Origin of the sequence: Microbacterium oxydans (genome assembly GCF_006540085.1) — a bacterium.
Taxonomy (GTDB): Bacteria; Actinomycetota; Actinomycetes; order Actinomycetales; family Microbacteriaceae; genus Microbacterium; species Microbacterium oxydans.
This window is the reverse complement of the sequence record NZ_BJOG01000001.1, coordinates 664,331-688,527: the sequence shown is the minus strand read 5'-3', so window position 1 is coordinate 688,527 and position 24,197 is coordinate 664,331. Positions and strand designations below refer to the sequence as shown.

Sequence of the window (24,197 nt, the reverse complement as noted above, 5' to 3'; positions counted from 1 at the left end):
TCTCCGGTACTCAGTCGGTGAAGGGGAGTTCGAAGGCGGCCATTCGGGCCAGCTGCGCATGGTCGACGACACCGGGGACCATGACGGGGTTCGTGATGAGCCCGATGAACCGGAGGCTGTCGGGGCCCGGGGCGAACATCAAGCTTCCGTTCGCCGAGCGATCACCGCTGCCGTTGACGTGGCCGTTGACGGCGACCGGCGTGATGGAGTTGCCGATGTGGAGGCGGAGCTGCTGGTTCGCGGCATCCCAGATCCCGGTGACCATCTGCCAAGTGCTGGGCAGGACCGTTCCCCCGGTGACGCAGTTGTTGTCGCGGGCGGTGTTGCTCATGTTCACGTACTGCTCGCCGAGGCAGAAGGCGTACTTGCCGGTGCTGGTGATCTGCAACTGCATCGTCCCGATGCCCTGGCCCCGCTGGATGGCGATGATCTGGGACGTCGGCGCCACGTGTGCCGGCTTGACCCAGAGGCTGAAGGAGAAGCTCTTGGACGCGTCGACGGGAGCCGCCAGGGCGGTGATCTCGTATCCGGCGGTCGCCACGTTCGTGGAGAGCACGGGCGAGGCGACCGGGAAGTCGGGGAGGTCCGTCGTGGTCGTCGACGCAGTCGCGGGGATCATGAGGTCGATGGCGTTCGCACCGATCCATGGGTTGGAGTCTGGAATCGCCTCCGGAAGCGGCGATGACATCGTCGTGAGCTGCCAGGCGTGTCCCGCGTCGAGGTTCGCGGCGGTGGCCGGGGTCCCGGTGTTCCCGCCGGGATAGAGCGGATGCCCTGTGGGAGCAGACTGATTGCCCGCCTTGTCGTAGGCGGAGACCCACACCGTCGACAGCGAGTCGACAGGCGCGACGGTGACGGTCGTCGCACCGCTGCCGGTCTTGCAGGCCCACCGGACGCTGTTGGTCACTGTGGTCCCGCAGTTCGGAAGGGCCGCAGCCACGGAGACCGTGCCGTCAGCCGGCACCGGAGGCGCAGGGGCGACCAGCTGCGTGGGGGTCACCCAGTAGACGTATCCCGCGACATCCGCTGCCCCGGTCACCGACAACGGGACTCCAGTCCCGACGGCATAGGAAGCACCCGTCGGGGCCTCCACCACCGGCACAGCCGGCTTCGTCGTATCCACCGTGAAGTAGCACCACTCGCTGTAGCCGGTGCCATGATGCGTCGTGTCCTGACCTCTCCCGCGCCACGCGTACGTCTCGCCATCGACCAGGCCGGTGAACGTCACTGTCTTCGTCCCTCCGGCGGCGAGGCCGGACCCCAGTGTCTGCACGAGGACACCGAGATTGCCGGCCTTGGCCAGGTAGAAGTTGGTACCGACGCTTCCTCCGTCGGGATCCGTCTGATTCACCGCGACTGCGACGTCCGTCTGACCGACCGCGGCCGGAGCCGCAGCGGTGCCACACGCACGCGAAGGGGAGGTGAACGACGGGGCCGTGGGCGTGTTCGGCAGGGTGTTGTAAGAGACGATGAGCGTTGCCGCGCGGCTGTAGTGACGACGCGACGGCAGGTTCGCATTCGTGTAAGTGAAGGCGAACTGAATGGCAGACGCCCCCACTTTGGCCTGCACGCCCGATGTCACGTTCCAGCCCACCGCCATCGGCGCCGAGCCCAGGCCGGGGCCGTACCACGGAGCCTGCAGCGGGGCGCTCCACCCACCCGTTCCTGCCGCGTTCCACGCCTGTTCCTGCGCCCAGGTGAACCCGGTCGGCTTGATCCCATAGGTGTGGACCTGGATCGCACCCGCCCCGCTGGACGCGACCGCGAGCTGAGTGGTGTTCAGTCGGGCGCTCGTCACGACCTTCCCCGCCAGAGCGCCGATGGGGAACTGGAAGAACATGTCCGAGCGATACTGCTGGTAGATGCCGACGCGCAGCACATCGGAAGCCCCCGCCGACAGGTACGACTGGTTCGGATAGGCCGCGTCCGTGTACCAGGAGGCTGTGATCCCCGACGACCAGTCAGGGTCGACGAAGATCGGATACACGACATCCCCGTCGCGCTTCTCGTGCTTCGTCACCGAATCGCCCACGTCGAGCAGCACTCGGTCCGCCCCCACGTCGTGCGTCACGGGCAACGGCGGCGCTTCGCCGCCCGGCTCGCGATAGGTGCCCCCCTCGGAGGAGTCCCACCACAGCGGCTGACCGGCGACGATGCTCGACTCATCCCCTGTCTCCGCGGTGACGGTGCCCGTCGAGTCCGCGCTCAGCTCTGCGTTCTCGACGACGACGTGAAGCCCGTCGAGCTTCGCGGACTGCGCTGCCTCCTCGGTCTTGACGACGTAGATCGACGCCTGCCCGGTCTTCGTCGCGACCATCTTCAGGTCGACACCGGGGAGCACCTCAGAATAGGTCGCGGTGTCCCCTTCGACCGCCGGGGTCGGCAGGATCCCGTAGGGCCAGATCTCGGTGATCCACTCGCCCGATTCAGCCTGCACCTGAGCGAGCCGGTCGGTGCCGCCTGACGAGAAGCGCACGGGAGCCGCGGAGGCGATCGGCTCGAACCACTCGCCGGTCGATGCGAGTGTCGTGTCGACGGGTACCCAGTCACCGCCCCGCTCGACCCGCACCGGCACGCTCGATGCCTCGTACCGCATCGTCCCATCCGGCATCGCCAGCGTCTGCTCTGTGGGGGTGATCATCCCCACGACCGGTACCGGTTCCCCGGTAGCGCGAGCCGCAGATGCCGCAGACGAGACCGCACGCTCCCGGATATCGCGGAACGACTGCACCGACAGCTCTCTTGCTGCACCTGCCGTCGGCGCGGCCGATGCCGACAACGCTCCTCCGCTCAGGACGATGGCGAGGACGCAGACAGACCCGAGGCCGGAACGCGCGAGCCTGCGCGAACCCGAAGGAAGGAGATTCACAGACGAAAGCTATGGTTCAGCTGGGAGCGTGCGCAATATCCATCTCCTCGATCAATCCCTTTGTAAGGTATTCGCCGCTCGGGCAATGGAGGCGTCGGGGAGGCGGTCGAGTCCGAGCTCCCGTTCCAGCTTCACCCGCGCCCTGCTCAATGTCGTGAAGACCACCGACTGCGAGCAACGCAGCAGCTCGGCGATCTCCCCCGCGGCCAATCGGTCCCAGTAGAAGAGGACGACTATCCTCTTCTCCCGTGGGGTCAAGGCGGTCTCGATCGCATGACGCACCGCGATGGCATCGAGGACGTCGGACTGGTGTCGGCCCCCGACCCCGTGACGCAGGGCATCCATCGCCCTGACCTCGGATCGTCTCCTGCGCTCACGATCTTTGAGCTTGTTGTCCGCGGCGCGCAGCAGCCAGATCAAGCCGAGTGGCTTGCGCTCATCCAGCTTCGACCACGCGAGCGTGAACACGTCGGAGACGAGATCCGATACCTCATCCGGGTCGTCGATCACGCACTCGATGTGGTGTCGAACACGAGCCCAATTCTGTTCGAAGACCCGTTGGAAGGCTGCGACGCGCTCCGCCTGCCGCGACTGCTTTCCAACCCCCACGTTCGGATCGTATTGCACCAGGGGCGCGCTTCATGTCAATCGAACGTGCCGACCTCCGGCACCCGATCGGTCCGTGCGTAGCGCAGCAGTGTCACCCCGGCGTCGTCGGTGATCGGCGGCTCGAGTAGACGCAGCACCCTCGGCAACGCGTTGTCGTCGAACACCTTCTTGCCCGCTCCGAGCAGCAGTGGGTAGACCCAGAGGTTCAGCTCGTCGAAGAGACCCTCAGTGAGCAGCGTGTGCACGAGATCGATGCTGCCGATCACATGCACCTCACGATGGGCCGTCCGCATCGCCGCGATCTCCGCGGCGAGGTCGACACCGACGCGCGTGCTGCCCTCCCAGTCGAGCGCGAGATCCGCATCCCGGGTCGCGACGTACTTCGGCACGCGGTTGAAGAGCGTGCCGATGTCGCCGGATTCGCCCTCGGTGTGATGCGGCCAGTACGAGGCGAAGATGTCGTACGTGTGCCGCCCGAGCAGCAGCGCATCGAGACCGCGCATGCCCTTCTCGATCTCGGGTCCGACGCCGGAGGAGGGGTATCCGGCCTGCCACCCGCTGAACCGGAATCCGCCCGACGTGTCCTCATCGGTGCCGCCGGGACCCTGGGCGACTCCGTCGAGAGAGGTGAAGAGGTCGATCAGGATGCGACCGGGTGTCTGTTGTTCATCGGGCGCCTGTTGTTCATCGGCATATTGGTTGTTCATGTCGTGCTCCCCACTGTCAGTCGTGCGATGTGGAAGGTGTCGGCGAACGAGTCCAACAGCGATGCATCGCCACGGACGACCGCGACGAGGTCCTGTGCCAGCGCTTCCGCCGGGGTGACCTCGCCGCCGATGAGGCGGCGGATGCCGGGACCGGCGACGATCACCGCATCCGGTTCTCCTTCGGGGATGCGCCCGCCGACGGGAGGCGCCGGAGGAGCGAGCTGCGCGACGCGGAGCTCGCCGTCGCGCACCGATACACGGAGGGCGACATCGCCGACGTGCAGTTCGTACTCCGCGTCCAGCGCGCTCTCGGTGACGAACGCCGTGCGCATCGCCATCGTGAGGGAATCGGCCGTGACGACGTCGCCCTCGTCCGGGTCTCCCATCGCCTGGAAGCCCCAGCGTCCGAGGGCGAGCATGATCGGCTCGAAGGAGCGCCCGTAGGAGGTGAGCTCGTACACGAGTCCGCAGTTCAACAGCGGCACACGTCGCACGACCCCACCCTCCTGCAGCTCTTTCAGTCGCGTGGACAGGATGTTGGTGGGGATGCGCGGCAGGCCCTGCTTGAGGTCGGTATACCGACGCGGTCCGACGAGCAGATCGCGGACGATGAGCAGCGCCCACCGCTCCCCGATCAGCTCGACGGCCGTCGTCACACCGCAGTACTGGCCGTAGCTGCGCGCCGCCATGTCAGGCCGACGTGGCGGTGTCGGCCACGTGATCCGGGCCGTTCTCGATGGCTTCGGGCGTCATGTAGAGGAAGCCGAGCGAGTTGCCGTCGGGGTCGTCGAGGTCACGCGAGTACATGAAGCCGTAGTCCTGTACGGGCTTCGGCTCGGCGCCACCGGCCGCCAGACCCTTCGCGAGGATCGCATCGACCTCCTCGCGGGAGTCCTGGCTGAACGCCACCGAGACCTGGACGACCTCGTTCGGGTCGGCGATGGGCTTGTCGGTGAAGGTCGAGAAGAACTCGCGCTTGAGGATCATGAAGTAGATGTCCTCGCTCCACACGACGCACGCCGCATTCTCGTCGGTGAACTGGGGGCTGATCTCGCAGCCGAGCGCGGTGTAGAAGGCCTTCGCGCGCTCGAGGTCGGTGGTGGGCAGGTTGACGAACACCTTGGTCATGATGGCTCCTCCGGAGGTGTGAGCTCATCGGTCGGTGAGCTCGTTGAGGGAAAGCTTGTTAAAAACAATCGTGCTTGTCAATAGCAAGTTCGGAACGATCCCCCACACGGGGGATGCGGCGCCGCCACGGCCCGCCCTACGGTGGAGGGATGTCCGCCGCCCCGTTCATCCGCACGCCGACCGAGCGCGAACGGCGCAGCGATCTCGTGCTCGCCACCGTGCTGTTCGTCGGTGCCGTGCTGAGCGCAGCGCTCTCCTCGATCGCGGAGATGTACGGCGACGAACAGGCGCCGCTGTGGACCGCCCTCGTGTACGCGGTGGTCGTCACCGCTCCCCTGGCCGTGCGCCGGCGCTGGCCAGGCACCGTCGCCGTCATCGTGGTGGCCGCCTACTTCACCGCGGTGACGATCCGCATCCCCGAGATCTACGTCGGCAACATCGCCATGTTCATCGCGATCTACACGGTCGGCGCCTGGATGAACAACCGCCGGCGTGCGCTCATCGTGCGCGTCGGGATCATCGTCAGCATGTTCGTGTGGCTGCTGATCACCATGTACCGCGACGCGATCCGCGAGGCGGACAAGGCGGATGTGATCGCCGGAGCCATGTCGCCCTACGTGGCCTTCATGCTCATCCAACTGCTGCTGAACGTGCTCTACTTCGGCGGCGCCTACTACTTCGGCGAGCGCTCGTGGGCAGCGGCGGCACAGCTGGCCGTGCTCGAGCAGCGGACGGCCGAGCTCGAGCGCGAACGCGAGGTCACCGCGGCCCAGGCCGTCGCGCTCGACCGGGTGCGCATCGCCAGAGAGCTGCACGATGTCGTCGCCCATCACGTGTCCGTCATGGGCGTGCAGGCCGGGGCCGCGCGCCTGGTGCTGGAGCGGGATCCGGAGGAGGCCTCTCGCATCCTCACGGGCATCGAGGGGTCGGCGCGCGACGCCATCCACGAGCTGCGCCAACTGCTGGAGACTCTGCGGACCCCGGGAGGAGAGCCGACCGACGGCGCCTCGACCCTGGCTCTCGACGACATCGCAGAACTCGCCGAGGCCTCGACCGAGGCGGGACTGCCGACCGCGTACACGGTGATCGGCGAGCCCGCGCCCGTTCCCTCGGTCGTCGCCGTGAATCTGTACCGCATCGCGCAGGAATCGCTGACGAACGCCCGCCGTCACGCCGGACCCGACGCGACCGCCGACGTCCGCGTGCGCTACGACGACGACGGCGTCGAGGTCGAGATCGTGAACACGGGACGACCGGTGGCGCAGCTGCGGCCAGGACTCGGCCAACTGGGCATGCGCGAGCGCGCCACGGCCTCTGGTGGCACGCTCGAGGTGACCCCCCGGCCGTTCGGGGGCCTGCGCGTGCGCGCCCGCGTACCCTTCGCCGCGGCGACCGGGACGGGTGCGAGCCGATGAACGATCCGATCCGCGTGCTGCTCGTCGACGACCACGCCCTGCTGCGCGCCGGCTTCCGCACGATTCTCGACACGCAGCCCGACATCGCGGTGGTCGGCGAGGCGTCGACCGGTGCGGAGGCGGTGGCGCAGGCATCCGCCCTCCGTCCCGACGTCATCATGATGGACGTGCAGATGCCCGACATGGACGGGATCGAAGCGACCGGACGCATCGTCGCCGACCCCGCGGTCCACGCGGCCATCGCAATCGTCACGACCTTCGACCGCGACGACTACCTGTACCGGGCACTGGAGGCCGGAGCCGGCGGCTTCCTGCTCAAGAACGCCGGTCCCGAAGATCTGATCGCGGCCGTCCGGGCGCTCGCCGCCGGCGACGGGATGCTCGCCCCCGAGGTGACGCGCCGTGTGCTGGCACGCTTCGCCGCGACGCCCCCGCCGGTGTCCGCCCCCAGCTCCGTTCCTCCCTCGGGCGGCGCCATCCCGGTCGTGCTCGTCGAGCCTCTCACCGAGCGCGAGGCCGAGGTGCTGACGCTGCTCGCCGACGCTCGGAGCAACGCCGAGATCGCGCAGGCGCTCTTCATCGGAGAAGCCACCGTCAAGACGCACGTCTCACGCATCCTGCAGAAGCTGGGCGCCCGCGATCGCGTGCAGGCGGTCGTGCTCGCCCATCGCATGGGGCTCGCCTAGCCACGGCCGTCGCACCGTCTCGGTCCCCCACGACACCGCCGTCGAAGCAATCCGCCCGTTCTCCGTAATGAACGCGCGGATTCCCCATCTCTTCCGACGTAGGAGACCACCGACGCCCGAGGGATGAGAATGAACGCGCCAGCACTGCCGGAGATGAGATCCACTGTCGAGCATCCGCACGGGAAGGCCCCGGCGTCGTCACACCAGGCCCTCTTCCGCGTCGGCGGTCAGGACTGGTCCCGGGTGCTGACGCCCCGCGTGCGGCGACTCGCATGAGCGCTTCGGAGCCGAGACCCGGCACCATCTTCATCACCGGCACGTCGACCGGACTCGGCCGCGCGGCCGTCACGCTGTTCTCAGGACGGGGTTGGCGGGTGATCGCGACGATGAGAGACCCCGAGAAGGAGCAGGAACTCGGCGCCCTGCCCGGGGTGATCCTCAAACGGCTCGACGTCGACGATGCCGAAGCTATCGTGCGCGTGGTCGCGGAGACCCTCGCCGAACATCCGGTCGATGTGCTCTTCAACAACGCGGGATACGGCCTCGCCGGACCGTTCGAGGCGAGCAGCGACGAACAGATCGTGAAGAACCTCACGACGAACCTGCTCGGCCCGATGCGCGTCACCAAGGAGTTCATTCCGGCATTCCGAGGGCAGGGCTCGGGAGTGATCCTCACCACGACCTCGATCGGCGGTCTCGTCACGATGCCGTTCAACTCGCTCTATCACGCGGCGAAGTTCGGCGTGGAGGGCTGGAGCGAGAGCCTGTCCTACGAGCTCAAGCCGTTCGGCATCCGCGTCAAGACACTCGCCCCCGGAGGGATCCGCACCGACTTCGGTGGTCGGAGCCTCGATCAGTCGAGCCACGCCGTGTACGCTGATGCGCTCGTCGCCGCGACTCGGCGATTCCGCGACCCGGCTCGCGACGCCACGCGCTCCTCTGCCGAAGAGATCGCCGAGATCGCCTACGGCGCGGTCACGGATGGCACCGATCAGATCACGTACGTCGCCGGGGTCGACGCCCACGAGTACCACCGACTGCGAGAACACCTGGGACAGACGGGTTTCGTCGCGGAGTCGACGCGGCTGTTCTTCGGCGACTGACCGGGCGACGGTGCACCACCCGCGGTAGCCTCGAAGCCATGCCCGACGCCGCACCCCTGTCCCGCCCGATCCTGGCGGGAGTGGTGACGGCACTCGTCGGGTTCACGAGTTCGTTCGCGGTGGTGCTGACCGGACTCGACGCCGTCGGGGCGGACGCGGCGCAGGCGGCCAGCGGGCTGCTCGCGGTCAGCCTCATGATGGGTCTCGCATGCGTCGTGCTCGCATGGCGGTATCGGATGCCGATCACCGTCGCCTGGTCCACGCCGGGGGCCGCCCTCCTCGTGGCCACGGGCACGGTCGAAGGCGGCTGGCCTGCCGCGGTCGGTGCGTTCCTGGTCACCGCCGCGCTCATCCTGCTCACGGCGCTGTGGCCCGCACTCGGCGCCCTGATCGCTCGCATCCCTCCGTCCATCGCGCAGGCGATGCTGGCCGGAGTGCTGCTGCCCCTGTGCCTCGCCCCGATCACCGGTCTGGTGGCGAATCCCTGGGGTGTGGTGCCCGTCGTCCTCACCTGGCTGGTGTTCGCGCGGCTCGCCCCGCGCTGGGCCGTGCCGCTCGCGTTCGCCGCTGCGGCCGTGGTGGTCGCGGTGTCCCTGATCGGCGATGGCGCTTCGTTCGATCCGCGTCTGCTGCTGCCGCGCCTCGAATTCACCGCTCCCACGTTCACGGTGGGCGCCCTCGTGGGCCTCGCGCTGCCGTTGTTCATCGTGACGATGGCGTCTCAGAACGTCCCTGGCGTCGCGATCATGCGCAGCTTCGGATACGAGGTGCCGTGGCGCCCGGCCATGCTCGTCACCGGGGTCGGCACGGCGCTCGGTGCGACGGCGGGCGGGCACGCCATCAACCTCGCCGCGATCAGCGCCGCGCTCGCCGCCTCGCCGGACGCCGACCCCGACCCGAAACGGCGGTGGGTCGCCGGGGTCTCGACCGGAGTGTCCTACCTCGTGCTCGCCGTGTTCTCGGCGGCCTTCGCCGCGCTCGTGCTGCTGGCACCTGCCGCCGTCATCCCGGCGGTCGCGGGCCTCGCGCTGTTCGCCGCGTTCGGATCGTCCGTGCAGCAGGCCATCGACGACCCGGGTGAGCGCATCCCCGCCGTGGTGACGTTCCTCGTGGCCGCGTCAGGGATCGCCGTGCTCGGGGTCAGCGCCGCGTTCTGGGCCCTCGTCGCCGGCCTCCTCGTGCGCACGGTGCTGCACACCGCGCGCAACTGACCTCCTCCTCCCCCGCTCGGGTGATCCTGCGGAGTCCGCCATGCGGGGGATGTCCGAGACACGTGTGCTCCGTAGCGTGAGGGTATGACCACAGGAATGCTCGAACTCTCCGGCATCACCAAGAGCTACGGCTCTCGGCGCGTGCTCGATGACGTGTCCTTCACGGTCGCCCCCGGGCGGCTCACGGGCTTCGTCGGCGGCAACGGCGCCGGCAAGACCACCACCATGCGGATCGTGCTGGGGCTGCTGTCGTCGGACGGCGGACGCGTCGATCTGGACGGTGCTCCGTTGACGACCGCCGACCGGCGCCGCTTCGGCTACATGCCCGAGGAGCGCGGCCTCTACCCGAAGATGAAGGTGCTCGAGCAGATCGTCTACCTCGCACGCCTGCACGGCTTCGGCAAGCAGGAGGCGATGGAGCGGGCGACCTCGCTGCTCACGGAACTCGGGCTCGGTGAGCGGCTGAACGACACCATCGAATCTCTGTCGCTCGGCAACCAGCAGCGCGCGCAGATCGCCGCCTCGCTCGTGCACGACCCCGAGGTGCTCATCCTCGACGAGCCGTTCTCCGGCCTGGATCCCCTCGCCGTCGACGTGGTCGCGGGTGTCCTGCAGTCCAGCGCGGCCAAGGGGGCGTCGATCCTGTTCTCCTCCCACCAGCTCGACGTGGTGGAACGGCTGTGCGACGACCTGGTCATCCTCGCCGGTGGCACGATCCGCGCGGCGGGCTCACGCGACGCACTCCGCGCCGAGCACGCGCGCGACCGGTACGAGCTGGTCTCGGCCGGAGACGCCGGGTGGCTGCGCACCGAGCCCGGTGTCACGGTGGTCGACTTCGAGGGCGGCTACGCCCTGTTCGACGCGGACGGCCCTGAGACGGCCCAGCGCGTGCTGCAGTCCGCCGTACAGCGTGGCGATGTCGCCAGCTTCGCCCCCAAGCATCCGTCCCTCGCCCAGATCTTCAAGGAGGTCATCCAGTGAGCACCCCCTCCCCCGTTCGCAGCTCGAACGGCATCTGGCTCGTCGCCGAGCGCGAGATCGGATCGAAGCTGCGCAGCAAGGCCTTCCTGATCTCCACCGGCATCCTGCTGGTCCTCGCCCTCGCCGGCATCCTGTTCGGCGGGTTCGCGAGCAAGAACACCGAGACCACGCCGGTCGCCGTGACCGCGGAGACCGCCTCCGCCGTCTCGGCCATCCCGAACGTCGAGGTCACCACGGTCGCCGACCGGGCCGCAGCCGAACAGCTCGTGCGCGATGACAAGGTCGATGCCGCGGTGATCGAAGGCGACGGACCGTCGGGATACACGATCATCGCGATGCAGGATCCCCCGGGCGAGATCGTCTCGGCCCTGTCGATCGCTCCCGAGATCGTCAGCCTCGAGCCGGCGACCACCAACCCGCTGCTGCGCTACTTCATCGCGATCGCGTTCGGGCTCGTCTTCATGATGGCTGCGGCGACGTTCGGCGGCACGATCGCACAGAGCGTCGTGGAGGAGAAGCAGACCCGCGTGGTCGAGGTGCTGCTCTCGGCGATCCCGGCCCGCACGCTCCTCGCCGGCAAGGTGATCGGCAACACCGTGCTCGCGATGGGGCAGATCCTCGCCCTGGCGGCGGTCGCCACCATCGGTCTGATCGTCACCGGTCAACGGGAGGTGCTCACGACGCTGGGGGCGCCCATCATCTGGTTCGCGATCTTCTTCCTGTTCGGCTTCATCCTGCTGGCGGCGATGTTCGCGGCCGCGGCGTCGATGGTTTCTCGCCAGGAGGACATCGGGTCCACCACGACACCGATCACGATGCTCATCATGGCGCCGTACATCCTGGTCATCGTCTTCAACGACAACCCGCTGGTGCTGACGATCATGTCGTACGTGCCGTTCTCCGCCCCGGTCGGCATGCCGATGCGCCTGTTCGTGGGAGAGGCGCAGTGGTGGGAGCCGCTGCTGAGCCTCGTGATCCTGCTGGCGAGCTGCGTGGCGGCGATCGTCATCGGCGCGAAGATCTACGAGAACTCGCTCCTGCGCATGGGCTCCCGCGTCAAGCTCCGCGAGGCGCTGCGGGGTTAGCCCCCTCCCCTGACGCCGAGACCCATCCCGCACGCCGAAACCCACCGTCGCAGACGTCAGCGACGGTGGGTTTCGTTGTGGCCGATGGGTCTCGGCGAAGGGTCAGGTCAGATCACGCCGTCGGCCAGGGTGGTGGGGTTGCCGAAGCGGTGGTTCGTGATCGATACGGCCTGCTCGTGCAGGAACGGAAGCATCTCGACCCGTCCCGCCCCGGTCACGGCGTGCGACCAGACCGCCACATCCGGGCTTCCGCCGAGCGCGTCGTGCAGCGCCGCGGCGTCGCCGCCGACCAGACGCACGCGGTGCCACGAGTTCGCGGCCTTGGCGTAGCGCTTGGTCCACGCCGCGTCCGACTCGTGCTTGACGGTCACGCCGTGCGCGCGCAGGGCCTTCTCGACGCGAGAGGGCAGTGCCGGCGCCGACACTGTGAACGGGCTGCCGCTGCGCAGGGCGGCTGCGAGCACACGGAGGCCATCCACCAGAGGAGCGTCGTCGGCGATGCGCACGTCGACGGCGACGGGACGGTAGCGGAACAGGTTGCGCTCGACCCCGAGGCCGGACTTGTCGCTCACGGCGCCGAACTCATCGATCCAGGCATGCTCGTCGGACGCGGCAGCACGCTGCAGCCACTCGGCCTCGGTCGCGTCCACCTCGGAGGACGCCGCCTCCAGCAGTGCCCGCACGACGGGGACGACGGCCGCACCCGGCGCCGCGGCCGGAAGCTCCGCAGGAGCCCACTCGCCGAGACCGAAGAGGTAGTTCGGGCCACCGGCCTTGGCTCCGGCGCCGACCGCCGAGCGCTTCCAGCCGCCGAACGGCTGACGCTGCACGATCGCCCCGGTGATGCCGCGGTTCACGTAGAGGTTGCCGGCCTCGACACGGTCGAGCCAGGTGGCGACCTCGTCGGAGTCGAGCGAGTGGATGCCGGCCGTGAGACCGTAGTCGACCGCGTTCTGCAGGCGCAGCGCCTCGTCCAGATCCTTGGCGTGCATGATGCCGAGCACCGGGCCGAAGAACTCGGTGAGGTGGAAGTACGACCCCTCGCGCACACCGGTCTTCACGCCGGGCGTCCACTGCTTGCCCTCGTCGTCGAGCTTGCGCGGCTCGACCAGCCAGCGCTCGCCCTTCTCGAGCTTCGTGAGCGCGGCGAGCAGCTTGCCGTTCGCGGGCTCGATGATCGGACCCATCTGCGTGGCCGGGTCGTCGGGCAGGCCGACGCGCATCGAGGTCACCGCATCCACCAGCTGACGCTCGAACCGCTTCGAGTCGGCGACGGATCCGACGAGGATCGCGAGCGACGCGGCGGAGCACTTCTGCCCTGCGTGGCCGAACGCGCTGCGGGCCACGTCGGCGGCCGCGAGATCGAGGTCGGCTGAGGGGGTGACGATGATCGCGTTCTTCCCGCTGGTCTCGGCGAGCAGCGGCAGGTCGGAGCGGAACGAGCGGAACAGCTGCGCCGTCTCATACGCCCCGGTGAGGATCACGCGATCCACCGCGGGGCCGGCGACGAGGCGCGTGCCCAGGTCGCGCGACGCGAGGTCGACGAGCGCGAGCAGGTCCCGAGGCACACCGGCGGCCCACAGTGCCTCGACCATCACGGCGCCACAGCGCTGGGTGAGCTTGGCCGGCTTGATGATCACGGCAGAGCCCGAGGCCAGGCCCGCGAGCACACCGCCGGCGGGGATCGCCACCGGGAAGTTCCAGGGAGGAGTGACCACGGTGACCTTCGACGGCACGAACTCGGCACCGGAGACGGTCTCCAGGTCCTTCGCGCGCTCGGCGTAGTAGTGCGCGAAGTCGATGGCCTCGCTGATCTCGGGGTCGGCTTCGGCAATGGTCTTGCCCGCCTCGTGGGCCATGATCTCGATGAGCTGACCACGGCGCGCGGCGAGCTCGTCGCCGGCGCGGTGCAGCACGGCGGCACGGTCGGCGGCCGGCAGCGCTGCCCACTTCTCGGCGGCGGCGGTCGCTGCGGTGAAGATGCCGTCGAGTTCGGCGTCCGTCTCGACCTTGGCCAGCGCGATGCTGTCCAGACCCAGCGTCGAGCCGACCGAACGGCTCAGGATCTCGCGACCCCAGGCACGGTTCGCCGCGATGGCGGGGTCAGTGTCGGCCTGGTTCGCGAAGCCCGTGGTCGTTCCCACGGGAGCCTCAGCTGTCCGATCCTGCACCCGATGGGCGGCGGGGACGTACTGCGGATCGTCGTTCGCGAGCGCGGCAAGCGAACGCTCGAAGCGCTCCCGCTCCCGGGTGAGGAGCGTGGGGTTGGAGGCCAGTTCGAACACCGCCGACATGAAGTTCTCCGGGCTGGCGTTCTCCTCGAGGCGGCGCACCAGGTACGCGATCGCCACGTCGAACTCCGCCGGGTTCACGACCGGCGTGTAGAGCAGCAGACGGCCGACGTCCTTGCGGACGGCTTCGGCCTGACCTGTCGCCATGCCCAGCAGCATCTCGTACTCGACGAGGGGATCGGCGCCGGTCGGGTCTGCCACCCCGCGGGCCTGTGCGAGCAGCCAGGTGTAGGCGATGTCGAACAGGTTGTGGCCGGCGATGCCGATGCGCACGGCGTCCAGGCGCTCGGGCGTCATCGCCCAGTCGAGCACCCGCTTGTAGTTGGTGTCGGAGTCCTGCTTGGTGCCGTAGGTCGCGAGCGGCCAGCCATGGATCGCGGCGTCGACCTCTTCCATCGCCAGGTTCGCGCCCTTGACCACGCGCACCTTGATCGGCGCTCCGCCCTTCGCACGACGGGCGGCTGCCCACTCCTGCAGGTGCTGCATCGCGCCGAGCGCGTCGGGGAGGTACGCCTGCAGCACGATGCCGGCTTCGAGGTTCTCCAAGCCCGGCTGGTCGAGGATGCTCGTGAAGGCCGCGATCGTCAGGTCGAGGTCGCGGTACTCCTCCATATCGAGGTTGATGAACTTGGCCTTGCCCTTGGCCTCGGCACGCGCGGCGAGCTCGTAGAGCGGGGTGAGCTTCTCCACGACGTCCGCCACGGCCTCGTCGAACGACCACATCGACAGCTGGCTCACGACGCTGGAGACCTTGATCGACACGTAGTCGACGTCGTCGCGGGCCAGGAAGTCACGGGTGCCCTGCAGCCGGTGTCCGGCTTCCCGCTCTCCGAGCACGGCCTCGCCGAGCAGGTTGAGGTTCAGGCGGTTGCCACTCTTGCGCAGCTTCGCGATGGCGGGGCCGAGCTTGGACGGAGTGGCGTCGAGTACGAGGTGCCCGACCATGGCGCGCAGCACGCGGCGCGAGATCGGCACGACAACGCCGGGGAGCTTCGGCGCCCAGAAGCCGCCGGTCTTGATCGCGGCGCGCAGGTATCCGGGCAGCAGCGACGGGGTGATGTCGCTCAGCTCGGCGAGCTTGCGGCCGGCGACGCGCAGGTCTTCCGGGCGCATGACGCCGTCGACGAAGCCGACCGTGAACGCGAGTCCGTTCGGGTCCTTGAGCACCTCGGAGAGGCGCTGGGCGGCCGGCTCGACGGGGTGGGTCTCGCTCTCGGCGAGCCAGCGCTGCACCAGGGCGGCGACGTCTTCGGTGCGGGGGGTGGTGGTGTCGGCGGCGACAGGCATCGGTGGGACCTTCCAAGAGAGCGCACACCGGGATTTCGTGTGCGGCTGGATCATTGTCCTGCCGCTCGGTAGGCTCCGTCTATCAACCGATTTGCGTGGATTCTGTTCAGTTCCACTGAACGATAGGCGCCGAACGAAGGACCCGCCGTGCTCGACGTGAACAGACTGCGGATGCTGGTGGAGCTGTCGCGTCGCGGGACACTGTCGGCCGTCGCCGACGCCCTGTCCTACAGCAAGGCATCGGTGTCGCAGCAGCTCAGTGCGCTGGAGCGCGACGTGGGCGTGCCGCTGCTGCGCCGGGTCGGGCGCGGGGTGCAGTTCACGCCGCAGGGGAACGTGCTCGTCGCCGAGGCCATCGGCATCCTCGACCAGCTCGAGCACGCCCAGGTCGCCGTCGCCGAGTCCCTGACCGAGGTCACGGGCACCGTGCGCATCGCGGTCTTCCAGTCCACGGCACACTCGCTCCTGCCCCGCGGGCTCGAAGCCCTCAAGGAACGTCATCCCGCCCTGCGAGTGGAGGTCACGGAGTCCGACCCGGAGACCGGACTCGTCGGAGTGTCCAGCCGCGACTTCGACCTCATCCTCGCCGAGCAGTACCCGGGCCGCACACGCCCGATCCACGCCGACCTCGACCGGGTGGCGCTCGCACACGACGCGATCGCCCTCGCGCGGCGGCCAGGGACCCCCGCGCACGCCGACGCCGTCGCCGCGCTGTGGTCGACCCGCGACGAACCCTGGGTGCTGGAACCTGCCGGCACCGCGTCGCGCGCCTGGGCGGAGCAGCTGTGCCGCACCGCCGGGTTCGAGCCCGATGTGCGCTTCGAGATCGCCGACCTCACCGCCCACGTGCGGCTGATCCATGCCGGACTCGCAGTGGGACTGCTGCCGGAGCTCGTGTGGGCGGGTGACACCCCGACGGTCGACCTGGCACCGCTGCCGCAGGAGCCTCGGCGCGAGATCTTCTCCTCCGCGAGGCGTGTGTCTGCGGACGCTCCCTCGATCCGCGCCGTGCGCAGCGCACTCGCCGACGCGGCCTCGCACGACCTCGCCGCCTAGCCTCGGGGTCTGCGCCGCCTTCGGCATCCGCGCCGCCTTCGTGAACCCCGGAGTAAAATGTCAGAGGTTACCTCGACATGTCCTCTTCCACTCGCACCCGCTCCGGCCGGAATCCTCCCGCACGGATCCCGCTGAGCACTCTGGCGATCGCGCTGGGCCTCGCCGGCGTCGCGTCGACCTGGTCGGCGGCCACCGCCGTCGCCCCGGTGCCCGCTTCCGTCGCCCCTGCCTTCTGGGGCCTGTCGGCGATGGCGACGATCGGACTGCTCGCCGCGCACACCGTGAGAGGCGTGCGCAGCGGCACACCTCTGCGCGCGCAGCTCCGCGACCCCGTGCAGGCACCGTTCGCCGCGATCCTCCCTCTGGTAGGGATGCTCATCGGCATCCGGCTGCTTCCCTCGCTCCCCGTCGCGGGCTCAACGATCGTGATCGCCTCGATGACCAGCACCGCGGTGTGGGCGGGCTGGCTGGTGAGCACCTGGATGGCCGGCCGGATCGAGCTCGCCGCGATCCACGGCGGGTACATCCTGCCGCCGGTCGCCGGCGGATTCATCACCGCGACCGCCGCGGAGGCACTCGGGCTGCCGGGGCTCGGATTGGCGGCGTTCGGCGTCGGATGCCTCTTCTGGGTCGTGATGACGACGCTCGTGCTCGTGCGCCTGGTCGCCGGCCCCCCGCTGCCGGATGCGCTCACCCCCAGCCTGGCGGTGCTGATGGCCCCGCCGGCCGTCGGCGGACTCGCGCTCTTCGCCCTGACCGACGGCATCGCATCGCCGCTCTCGTTCGCGTTCGCCGGTCTCATGACGCTCCTCGTCGCCGCGCAGGTCGCCACCATCCCGCGTTACCGTCGGCTCCCCTTCACACTCGGCTTCTGGTCGTTCACCTTCCCGGTCGCGGCCGTCGCGACCTACACGATCGCCTGGCTCGACGTCGCCGAGGTGTCGTCCGCCGGCCCCGTGGCCGTGGCGCTCGCGATCGCCGTCACGCTGTTCGTCACCGCGATCGGCATCCGGTCGCTGCGGGATTCGGCCATCGAGGGCATCCGGACGATCCGGGAATATGCATGCACATACATCTGTTGGCTCCCGTGTACCCGGACGAAGGAGTCCGATCCACTCCTTCCGAAAGGCACTTCTGTGAGCACCCCCGTGATCGACCGCACCGCCCCGACCGAGCACCCCGTCCTCGACGTCCTCGCCGGCCGCTGGAGCCCCCGCGCCTTCGACGCGCAGAACTCGATCGACGAGGCCAAGCTCGCGACCGCCCTCGAGGCCGCCCGCTGGAGCCCGTCCGCCAACAACATCCAGCCCTGGCGCTTCATCGTCGCCCGTCGCGGCACTGCACTCCACGCCCAGGTCGTCGACGCCCTGATGGGCTTCAACCAGGCATGGGCCGGCAACGCCGCGGTTCTCGTCGTCGCGATCGCGGAGACCGCCACCGCCGATGGCACCCCCATCACGCACGCACTCTACGACCTCGGCCAGGCGGTCGCGCACTTCTCGGTGCAGGCCCACCACGACGGCCTGCTCGTGCACCAGATGAGCGGCTTCGACCCCGAGGTGGTCCGTGAGTTCGCCGACCTCGAGGCCCGGTTCGTGCCGGTCACGGTCTTCGCCGTCGGCGAGTTCGGCGACATCGAGGCCCTGCCCGAGGTGCTGCAGCAGCGCGAGGTCGCCCCGCGCGTGCGTCGCCCCATCGACGAGACGGTCGTCCTCAGCGCCTGACCGCTCCCGCCGACGCCGTCAACGGGGTCTCCGGTTTGTCCGGGGGCCCCGTTAGCGTGTGCGGATGGATATGCTCCGCATCACCGGCGCACGGACGAACAACCTCCGCGACGTCTCCGTCGACGTCCCCAAGAAGCTGCTGACCGTCTTCACCGGGGTCTCGGGTTCGGGCAAGTCGTCGCTGGTGCTCGACACGATCGCCGCCGAGGCGCAGCGGCTCGTGAACGACTCCTATTCGACGTTCATCCGCTCGCGACTGCCGCAGCTGCCCGCTCCGGACGTGCAGGCGATGGACGGTCTGACGTTCACGGTGCTGATCGACCAACGTCGGTTCACGGGCAACGCGCGCTCGACCGTGGCGACCGCGACCGATCTGGCCTCGCTCGTGCGCCTCGTCTTCTCCCGCGTCGGCGAGCCGTCAGCCGGCTACTCCCCCGCGTACTCGTTCAACGACCCCTCCGGCATGTGCCCGACCTGCGAAGGGCTCGGCACGGTGTACGACATCGACATCGATGAACTGATCGACCCCGAGAAGAACATCGACGAGGGCCCGGTGCGGTTCAGCCTGTTCCGTCCAGGCGTGTACCGCTGGAAACGCTTCGCCTACTGTGGACTGTTCGACCGCGAGAAGCCGCTCAAGGACTACACGGCCGAGGAGATGGACCAATTCCTCTATGCCGACAAGCTCAAGCTCGAGGACCCCGACCCGCGTTTCCCGCAGAGCGCGCGCTTCGACGGGGTCATCACGCGGATGCGCGACGTGTTCCTCAAGCAGCGTCCGGTGAAGATGTCAGCCTCCGTGCGCGAAGAGCTCGACCGACTCGTGACGCATCACACCTGCCCCGACTGCCGCGGCGCGCGCGTGAACGAAGCCGCGAGGGCCAGCCTCATCGCCGGGCGCTCGATCGTGGACTGGATGCGCATGCCGGTCTCCGAGCTGCACGCGCTGCTCGAGGAGTTCGACGACCCACGGGTGGCACCGGCGGTCGAAGGGATCCGTCATGCGCTCGACGCCCTGCTCTCGGTCGGCCTCGGCTACCTCGCGCTCGACCGCGAGTCGGCGACGCTGTCCGGCGGCGAGGCGCAGCGCGTCAAGATCGTGCGACACCTCGGCAGCGCGCTCACCGACGTCACCTACGTGTTCGACGAGCCGAGCACCGGGCTGCACCCCGCCGACATCCAGCGCCTCGTCGCCCTGCTCCAACGACTGCGCGATGCCGGGAACACGATCCTCGTCGTCGAGCATCACCCGCAGGTGATCGCGGTCGCCGACCACATCATCGACCTCGGTCCCGGTGCGGGGTCTGCCGGTGGGCTCGTGCAGTTCGAGGGGACGCCGGCCGAGCTCAGCGCCGGCGACACACTGACGGGGCGCCTGCTCGCCGAGCCGTTGCCGATCCGTCGAGCGACACGGGCACCGTCAGGCCGGATCACGGTGCGGGATGCGCGCTCGCACAACCTGCGAGGTTTCGACGTCGACATCCCGTTGGGCGTGCTCACGGCCGTCACGGGAGTCGCCGGTTCCGGCAAGAGCTCGTTCGCGACCACGGAGCTGCCACGCCAGCACCCGGACTTCACGGTCGTCGGACAGGAACCGCTGCGCGGCGGCGTCCGATCCACGACCCTGAGCATCCTTCGCATCGCCGACACCGTCAGGGCGGTGTTCGCGGATGCCTCCGGCCTCGACCCCTCCTGGTTCAGCTTCAATTCCCGCGGGGCGTGCCCCACCTGTCGCGGCCGCGGCCACATCACGACCGAGCTCGCGTTCCTCGACGACGTGTCCCTCCCCTGCGATGCGTGCGGCGGGCTGCGCTTCAACCCGACCGCTCTGGCCGTGCGGGTCGACGGCGCCACGATCGCCGACGTGCTGGCGGCACCACCGGCCGAGGTCAGCGCCCTCTTCTCCGCCCATGCCGACGTGGTCGAGGCCCTGGCCTGGGTGCAGCGCACCGGACTGGGATACATCCCGGTCGGCCGGTCGCTCGACACGCTGTCCGGCGGGGAGAAGCAGCGTCTGCTGCTGGCCCGCCACCTCAGCGATCCGCACCGCGACCGGGCGGACCGCATCATCCTCGACGAGCCGACCTCCGGCCTGCACCCCTCCGACGTCGACACCATCAACCTCCTCTTCGACGACCTGCTCGAGGAGGGAGCGACGCTGGTGGTCGTGGAGCACAACCTGCGAGTGGTCGCCCGTGCCGATCACATCATCGACATCGGTCCGGGGGCGGGATCCGACGGCGGGAGCCTGATCTTCAGCGGGACGCCGTCCGAGATCGTGCGTGACGACGACTCCCTCACCGGTCGCGCACTCGCCGCGGCCTCCGGTCTGCGCGGCTGAGCCTGCACGAGAGTGCTGAGCCCGCACGTCAAAGCCGAGACCCCACGAGAAGAGGGACCCGCGGATCACCCGCTGGTCCCTCTTCTGTGTCCGAGCGGTTCAGCTCAGTCGTGGCGTGTCAGTCCTCGAGGAGCTCCGCCTCGATCACGTCATCCTCGTCGGAGTCGGAGTCGGCCTCGGGCTCCGGCGTCGTCGAGGTGAGCACGAGGCCCATCCCGTCGGCGGCCACGTCGACGCGAACCGTGTCGCCGTCGTGCACGTTGCCCGAGAGCAGCGCGGTCGCGAGCTTGTTCTGCACCTCGCTCTGGATGAGGCGGCGCAGCGGACGAGCACCGAACATGGGGTCGTACCCGCGCTCGGCGAGCCAGGCCCGCGCATCCGGAGTGACCGCGAGGGTGAGTCGCCGGTCCTTCAGCCGGTCGTGCAGCTGGTCGACCGAGAGCTCCACGATCTGTGCGAGGTCGTCTTCGCTCAGCGCCGAGAACATCACGATGTCGTCGAGGCGGTTCAGGAATTCCGGACGGAACGCCTGCCGCACGAGCGCCATCACCTGGTCGCGTTTCTCATCGGGTGCGAGCACGGGGTCGATGAGGATGGGCGAGCCCAGGTTCGAGGTGAGGATCAGGATCACGTTCGAGAAGTCGACCGTGCGCCCCTGCCCATCGGTCAGCCGACCGTCGTCGAGCACCTGCAGCAGCACGTCGAACACCTCGGGGTGCGCCTTCTCGACCTCGTCGAGCAGGATCACACTGTACGGCCGGCGACGCACGGCCTCGGTCAGCTGACCACCCTGCTCGTAGCCGACGTACCCGGGAGGGGCGCCGACGAGCCGGGACACCGAGTGCTTCTCGCCGTACTCCGACATGTCGATGCGCACCATGGCGTGCTCGTCGTCGAAGAGGAACTCCGCCAGCGCCTTGGCAAGCTCGGTCTTGCCGACACCGGTCGGGCCGAGGAACAGGAACGATCCGGTCGGACGACCGGGGTCGCTGATCCCCGCGCGCGAACGGCGGACGGCGTCGGACACGGCCTTCACGGCGTCCTTCTGCCCGATCAGGCGCTTGCCGAGCTCGTTCTCCAGGTGCAGCAGCTTCTCACTCTCACCCTGCAGCAACCGGCCGACGGGGATGCCGGTCCACGCGGCGATCACGGCCGCGATGTCCTCCTCGGTCACCTGCTCGTTGACCATGCGAGGCTCGCTCGACGCGGTGTCCTCCGCCTGCTCGGCCTCCGCGATGTCGCGCTCCAGGCGCTTGATCGTCTCGTACTCGAGCTTCGAAGCCTTCGTGTAGTCGGCATTGCGCATGGCGAGGTCGCGCTGCGTGATCGCGTCGTCGAGCTGCTTCTTGAGCTCGCCCACCCGGTTCAGACCCTGACGCTCGCGCGCCCAGCGGGCTTCGAGCTCGGCGAGCTGTCGCTCCATGCCGACGAGCTGCTCGCGCAAGGCGCTCAGTCGCTCCTTGGACGCAGCGTCCTTCTCGCGCTTGAGGGCGAGCTCCTCGAGCTTCATCCGGTCGACCTGACGCTTGAGCTGGTCGATCTCGACCGGAGACGAGTCGATCTCCATCTTGAGCCGCGACATCGACTCGTCGATCAGGTCGATCGCCTTGTCGGGCAGCTGACGCGCGGGCAGGTACCGGTTCGACAGGGCCGCAGCCGCAACGAGAGCACTGTCGGAGATGGTCACCCCGTGGTGCGCCTCGTACCGACCCTTGAGGCCGCGGAGGATCGCGATCGTGTCCTCGACCGTGGGCTCACCGACGTAGACCTGCTGGAAGCGGCGCTCGAGCGCTGCGTCCTTCTCGATGAACTCGCGATACTCGTTGAGGGTGGTCGCGCCGATCAATCGCAACTCGCCGCGGGCCAGCATCGGCTTCAGCATGTTGGATGCGGCGACCGAGCCTTCACCGCCACCGGCGCCCATCAGCACGTGCAGCTCATCGATGAACGTGATGACCTGCCCGTCGGACTCGGTGATCTCCTTGAGCACCTGCTTCAGCCGCTCCTCGAACTGGCCGCGGTACATGGCGCCGGCCACGAGGGCGGAGATGTCGAGCGTGACCAGCTCCTTGTCCTTGAGGGACTCGGCGACGTCGCCGGCGACGATGCGCTGGGCGAGGCCTTCGACGACGGCGGTCTTACCGACGCCGGGCTCGCCGATCAGCACGGGGTTGTTCTTCGTGCGTCGGGTGAGCACCTGACTGACCCGACGGATCTCGCTGTCGCGTCCGATCACGGGGTCGAGCTTGCCTTCGCGGGCACGGTCGGTGAGGTTGATGCCGAACTGCTCGAGGGCGGACTGCTGCTCTTGGTTCTGGTTGCCGGTCTGCGGGGTGGTCATGCGCTCCTCCTGGAGTTGCTCCTTCTGGTCGTCTCCCGCCCACCAAGTCGGAGGACGGGATCAAAGTTGAGTCTTATTGACTCAAGTTTAGCACTCGCCGAGATTCTCCTCCAGTCCGTCCGCCTCGTCAGCGCTCCCGTCCGATCGCGTCCCAGATCGCGGACGCGACAGCGCGTTTGGAGCCGGAGACGGTCGCCGCCACCGCACCCCCGGGGCCCAGGATGTGCACGGCATTCTCCGCGCTCTCGAACCCGCGCTCCCAGCCGACCTCGTTCACCACCAGCAGGTCGACACCCTTGCGCTGCTGTTTGCCGCGAGCGCGAGCGAGCAGTTCGGCCTCGTCCTCCGGAGTCTCGGCTGCGAAGCCGACGACGAGCTGACCCGGGCGACGTGCAGAGGCCAGGGCTGCGACGACGTCCTCGTTCTCGATCAGCTCGATGGCGGGTACCCCGCCGCCCTCCTTGGTGAGCTTGCGCTCCGAGACCGCGACCGGTCGGTAGTCGGCGACCGCGGCGGCCATCACGATCACGTCCGACTCTGCGGCCTCACGCTTCATCACCTCTGCGAGCTGGATCGCGGAGCCCACGCCGACGACGCGGATCGACGGATGCCGCACATCGGCGAGCACGTCACCCGAGATGTTCGCCGACACCAGGGTCACCTCGGCTCCGCGAGCGGCCGCCTCCGCGGCGAGCGCCGCACCCTGCCGGCCGCTGGAGCGGTTGCCGAGGAAACGCACGGGATCGATCGGCTCGCGAGTGCCGCCGGCCGAGACCACCACCCGCACGCCGGCGAGGTCACCGGGAGCCAGCAGCGCCTGCGCGGCGGCAAAGATCTCCTCGGGTTCCGACATCCGGCCGGGACCGCTGTCACCACCGGCGAGCTCACCGTCGGCAGGACCCACCAGGTGCACACCGCGCTCCCGCAGGGTCGCGATGTTCGCCTGTGTCGCCCTGTTCCGCCACATCTCGGCGTGCATCGCCGGAGCGATCAGCACCGGGGCCTCGGTCGCGAGCAGGGTGGTCCCCAGGAGATCGTCGGCGAGCCCGGCAGTGATCTTCGCGATCGAGTTCGCGGTCGCCGGCGCCACGATCACGAGGTCGGCCGCCTGACCGAGAGCCACGTGCCGCACCCGTGCCACATCCTCGTGCACGCTCGTTGTCACGGGGTGACGACTGATCGCCTCCCATGTAGGCAGCCCGACGAAGCGCAGCGCATCCGCGGTGGGCACCACGGTCACGTCGTGGCCGCCCTTCGTGAGCAGGCGCACCAGATGCACCGTCTTGTACGCGGCGATGCCGCCTGTGACTCCGACCACGATGTTCACGTCTCGATTCTGCCCCAGCATCCACCGTCGCGGGCC

Annotated in this window: 17 protein-coding genes and 1 pseudogene; 10 read left to right on the top strand and 8 right to left on the bottom strand. The window is 68.9% G+C overall.

Annotation, left to right across the window (positions count from 1 at the left end):
• Positions 1 to 10: 10 nt before the first annotated feature.
• The 5 genes from MOX01_RS03240 to MOX01_RS03220 form a co-directional block, all read right to left on the bottom strand.
• Positions 11 to 2,641, bottom strand: coding sequence for a LamG-like jellyroll fold domain-containing protein (locus tag MOX01_RS03240; protein ID WP_141368348.1), 2,631 nt, complete (start codon positions 2,639 to 2,641; stop codon positions 11 to 13).
• A 279-nt stretch (positions 2,642 to 2,920) separates the two neighbouring features.
• Positions 2,921 to 3,478 carry an RNA polymerase sigma factor gene (locus MOX01_RS03235; protein ID WP_170224102.1) on the bottom strand — a complete coding sequence of 186 codons (558 nt, stop codon included), beginning with the start codon at positions 3,476 to 3,478 and terminating at the stop codon, positions 2,921 to 2,923.
• 35 nt (positions 3,479 to 3,513) lie between these two features.
• Positions 3,514 to 4,185 (bottom strand): dihydrofolate reductase family protein, encoded by a 672-nt coding sequence (locus tag MOX01_RS03230; protein WP_141368344.1) that lies wholly within the window; start codon positions 4,183 to 4,185, stop codon positions 3,514 to 3,516.
• Positions 4,182 to 4,874 carry a winged helix-turn-helix transcriptional regulator gene (locus MOX01_RS03225; protein WP_141368342.1) on the bottom strand — a complete coding sequence of 231 codons (693 nt, stop codon included), beginning with the start codon at positions 4,872 to 4,874 and terminating at the stop codon, positions 4,182 to 4,184. Before MOX01_RS03225 ends, MOX01_RS03230 begins: the two co-directional genes overlap by 4 nt.
• Before the next feature lies 1 nt (position 4,875).
• Positions 4,876 to 5,313 (bottom strand): VOC family protein, encoded by a 438-nt coding sequence (locus MOX01_RS03220; protein WP_171011015.1) that lies wholly within the window; start codon positions 5,311 to 5,313, stop codon positions 4,876 to 4,878.
• 149 nt (positions 5,314 to 5,462) lie between these two features.
• Between MOX01_RS03220 and MOX01_RS03215 the strand changes: the two genes are divergently transcribed.
• The 6 genes from MOX01_RS03215 (at position 5,463) to MOX01_RS03190 (ending at position 11,794) form a co-directional block, all read left to right on the top strand.
• Positions 5,463 to 6,728 (top strand): sensor histidine kinase, encoded by a 1,266-nt coding sequence (locus tag MOX01_RS03215; RefSeq protein WP_141368340.1) that lies wholly within the window; start codon positions 5,463 to 5,465, stop codon positions 6,726 to 6,728.
• Positions 6,725 to 7,414 (top strand): response regulator, encoded by a 690-nt coding sequence (locus tag MOX01_RS03210; RefSeq protein WP_141368338.1) that lies wholly within the window; start codon positions 6,725 to 6,727, stop codon positions 7,412 to 7,414. Before MOX01_RS03215 ends, MOX01_RS03210 begins: the two co-directional genes overlap by 4 nt.
• Positions 7,415 to 7,686: 272 nt before the next feature.
• Complete coding sequence (locus tag MOX01_RS03205) at positions 7,687 to 8,517, top strand: SDR family oxidoreductase (protein WP_141368336.1); 831 nt, start codon at positions 7,687 to 7,689, stop codon at positions 8,515 to 8,517.
• A 38-nt stretch (positions 8,518 to 8,555) separates the two neighbouring features.
• A complete protein-coding gene (locus MOX01_RS03200; RefSeq protein WP_141368334.1) occupies positions 8,556 to 9,728 on the top strand; it encodes a benzoate/H(+) symporter BenE family transporter in 1,173 nt (390 codons plus the stop codon).
• A gap of 96 nt (positions 9,729 to 9,824) precedes the next feature.
• Entirely contained in the window at positions 9,825 to 10,709 is an 885-nt protein-coding gene (locus MOX01_RS03195) for an ABC transporter ATP-binding protein (protein ID WP_058631738.1), read from the top strand.
• Positions 10,706 to 11,794, top strand: coding sequence for an ABC transporter permease (locus MOX01_RS03190; RefSeq protein WP_141368332.1), 1,089 nt, complete (start codon positions 10,706 to 10,708; stop codon positions 11,792 to 11,794). Before MOX01_RS03195 ends, MOX01_RS03190 begins: the two co-directional genes overlap by 4 nt.
• Positions 11,795 to 11,901: 107 nt before the next feature.
• Here MOX01_RS03190 and MOX01_RS03185 read toward each other — a convergent pair whose 3' ends face one another.
• A complete protein-coding gene (locus MOX01_RS03185) occupies positions 11,902 to 15,372 on the bottom strand; it encodes a proline dehydrogenase family protein (protein ID WP_141368330.1) in 3,471 nt (1,156 codons plus the stop codon).
• Positions 15,373 to 15,519: 147 nt separating this feature from the next.
• Here MOX01_RS03185 and MOX01_RS03180 point away from each other — a divergent pair, with 147 nt between their 5' ends.
• The 4 genes and pseudogenes from MOX01_RS03180 (at position 15,520) to MOX01_RS03170 (ending at position 20,493) form a co-directional block, all read left to right on the top strand.
• The gene (locus tag MOX01_RS03180) at positions 15,520 to 16,428 is read left to right on the top strand and encodes a LysR substrate-binding domain-containing protein (protein WP_058631741.1); all 909 of its coding nucleotides are present in this window, start codon (positions 15,520 to 15,522) and stop codon (positions 16,426 to 16,428) included.
• A 77-nt stretch (positions 16,429 to 16,505) separates the two neighbouring features.
• Positions 16,506 to 17,426: pseudogene (locus MOX01_RS19365) on the top strand (SLAC1 family transporter); the annotation flags it as partial.
• 138 nt (positions 17,427 to 17,564) lie between these two features.
• On the top strand, positions 17,565 to 18,152 hold the full coding sequence (locus MOX01_RS19360; protein ID WP_058631747.1) for a nitroreductase family protein: 588 nt from the start codon (positions 17,565 to 17,567) through the stop codon (positions 18,150 to 18,152).
• A gap of 64 nt (positions 18,153 to 18,216) precedes the next feature.
• Positions 18,217 to 20,493, top strand: coding sequence for an ATP-binding cassette domain-containing protein (locus tag MOX01_RS03170; RefSeq protein WP_197429156.1), 2,277 nt, complete (start codon positions 18,217 to 18,219; stop codon positions 20,491 to 20,493).
• Positions 20,494 to 20,611: 118 nt separating this feature from the next.
• Here the strand turns inward: MOX01_RS03170 and MOX01_RS03165 are convergent, their stop codons facing one another.
• Positions 20,612 to 22,834 (bottom strand): ATP-dependent Clp protease ATP-binding subunit, encoded by a 2,223-nt coding sequence (locus MOX01_RS03165; protein WP_082738409.1) that lies wholly within the window; start codon positions 22,832 to 22,834, stop codon positions 20,612 to 20,614.
• A 127-nt stretch (positions 22,835 to 22,961) separates the two neighbouring features.
• Complete coding sequence (gene coaBC / locus MOX01_RS03160) at positions 22,962 to 24,161, bottom strand: bifunctional phosphopantothenoylcysteine decarboxylase/phosphopantothenate--cysteine ligase CoaBC (RefSeq protein WP_061015604.1); 1,200 nt, start codon at positions 24,159 to 24,161, stop codon at positions 22,962 to 22,964.
• Positions 24,162 to 24,197 lie beyond the last annotated feature (36 nt).

Bases quoted from the DNA above. Each gene is read 5' to 3' on its own strand.
- MOX01_RS03210 (WP_141368338.1), top strand. From the start codon at position 6,725: ATGAACGATCCGATCCGCGTGCTGCTCGTCGACGACCACGCCCTGCTG.
- MOX01_RS03225 (WP_141368342.1), bottom strand. From the start codon at position 4,874: ATGGCGGCGCGCAGCTACGGCCAGTACTGCGGTGTGACGACGGCCGTC.
- MOX01_RS03215 (WP_141368340.1), top strand. From the start codon at position 5,463: ATGTCCGCCGCCCCGTTCATCCGCACGCCGACCGAGCGCGAACGGCGC.
- MOX01_RS03240 (WP_141368348.1), bottom strand. From the start codon at position 2,641: ATGATCACCCCCACAGAGCAGACGCTGGCGATGCCGGATGGGACGATG.
- MOX01_RS03200 (WP_141368334.1), top strand. From the start codon at position 8,556: ATGCCCGACGCCGCACCCCTGTCCCGCCCGATCCTGGCGGGAGTGGTG.
- MOX01_RS03220 (WP_171011015.1), bottom strand. From the start codon at position 5,313: ATGACCAAGGTGTTCGTCAACCTGCCCACCACCGACCTCGAGCGCGCG.
- MOX01_RS03230 (WP_141368344.1), bottom strand. From the start codon at position 4,185: ATGAACAACCAATATGCCGATGAACAACAGGCGCCCGATGAACAACAG.
- MOX01_RS03195 (WP_058631738.1), top strand. From the start codon at position 9,825: ATGCTCGAACTCTCCGGCATCACCAAGAGCTACGGCTCTCGGCGCGTG.
- MOX01_RS03185 (WP_141368330.1), bottom strand. From the start codon at position 15,372: ATGCCTGTCGCCGCCGACACCACCACCCCCCGCACCGAAGACGTCGCC.
- MOX01_RS03165 (WP_082738409.1), bottom strand. From the start codon at position 22,834: ATGACCACCCCGCAGACCGGCAACCAGAACCAAGAGCAGCAGTCCGCC.
- MOX01_RS03170 (WP_197429156.1), top strand. From the start codon at position 18,217: ATGGATATGCTCCGCATCACCGGCGCACGGACGAACAACCTCCGCGAC.
- MOX01_RS03205 (WP_141368336.1), top strand. From the start codon at position 7,687: ATGAGCGCTTCGGAGCCGAGACCCGGCACCATCTTCATCACCGGCACG.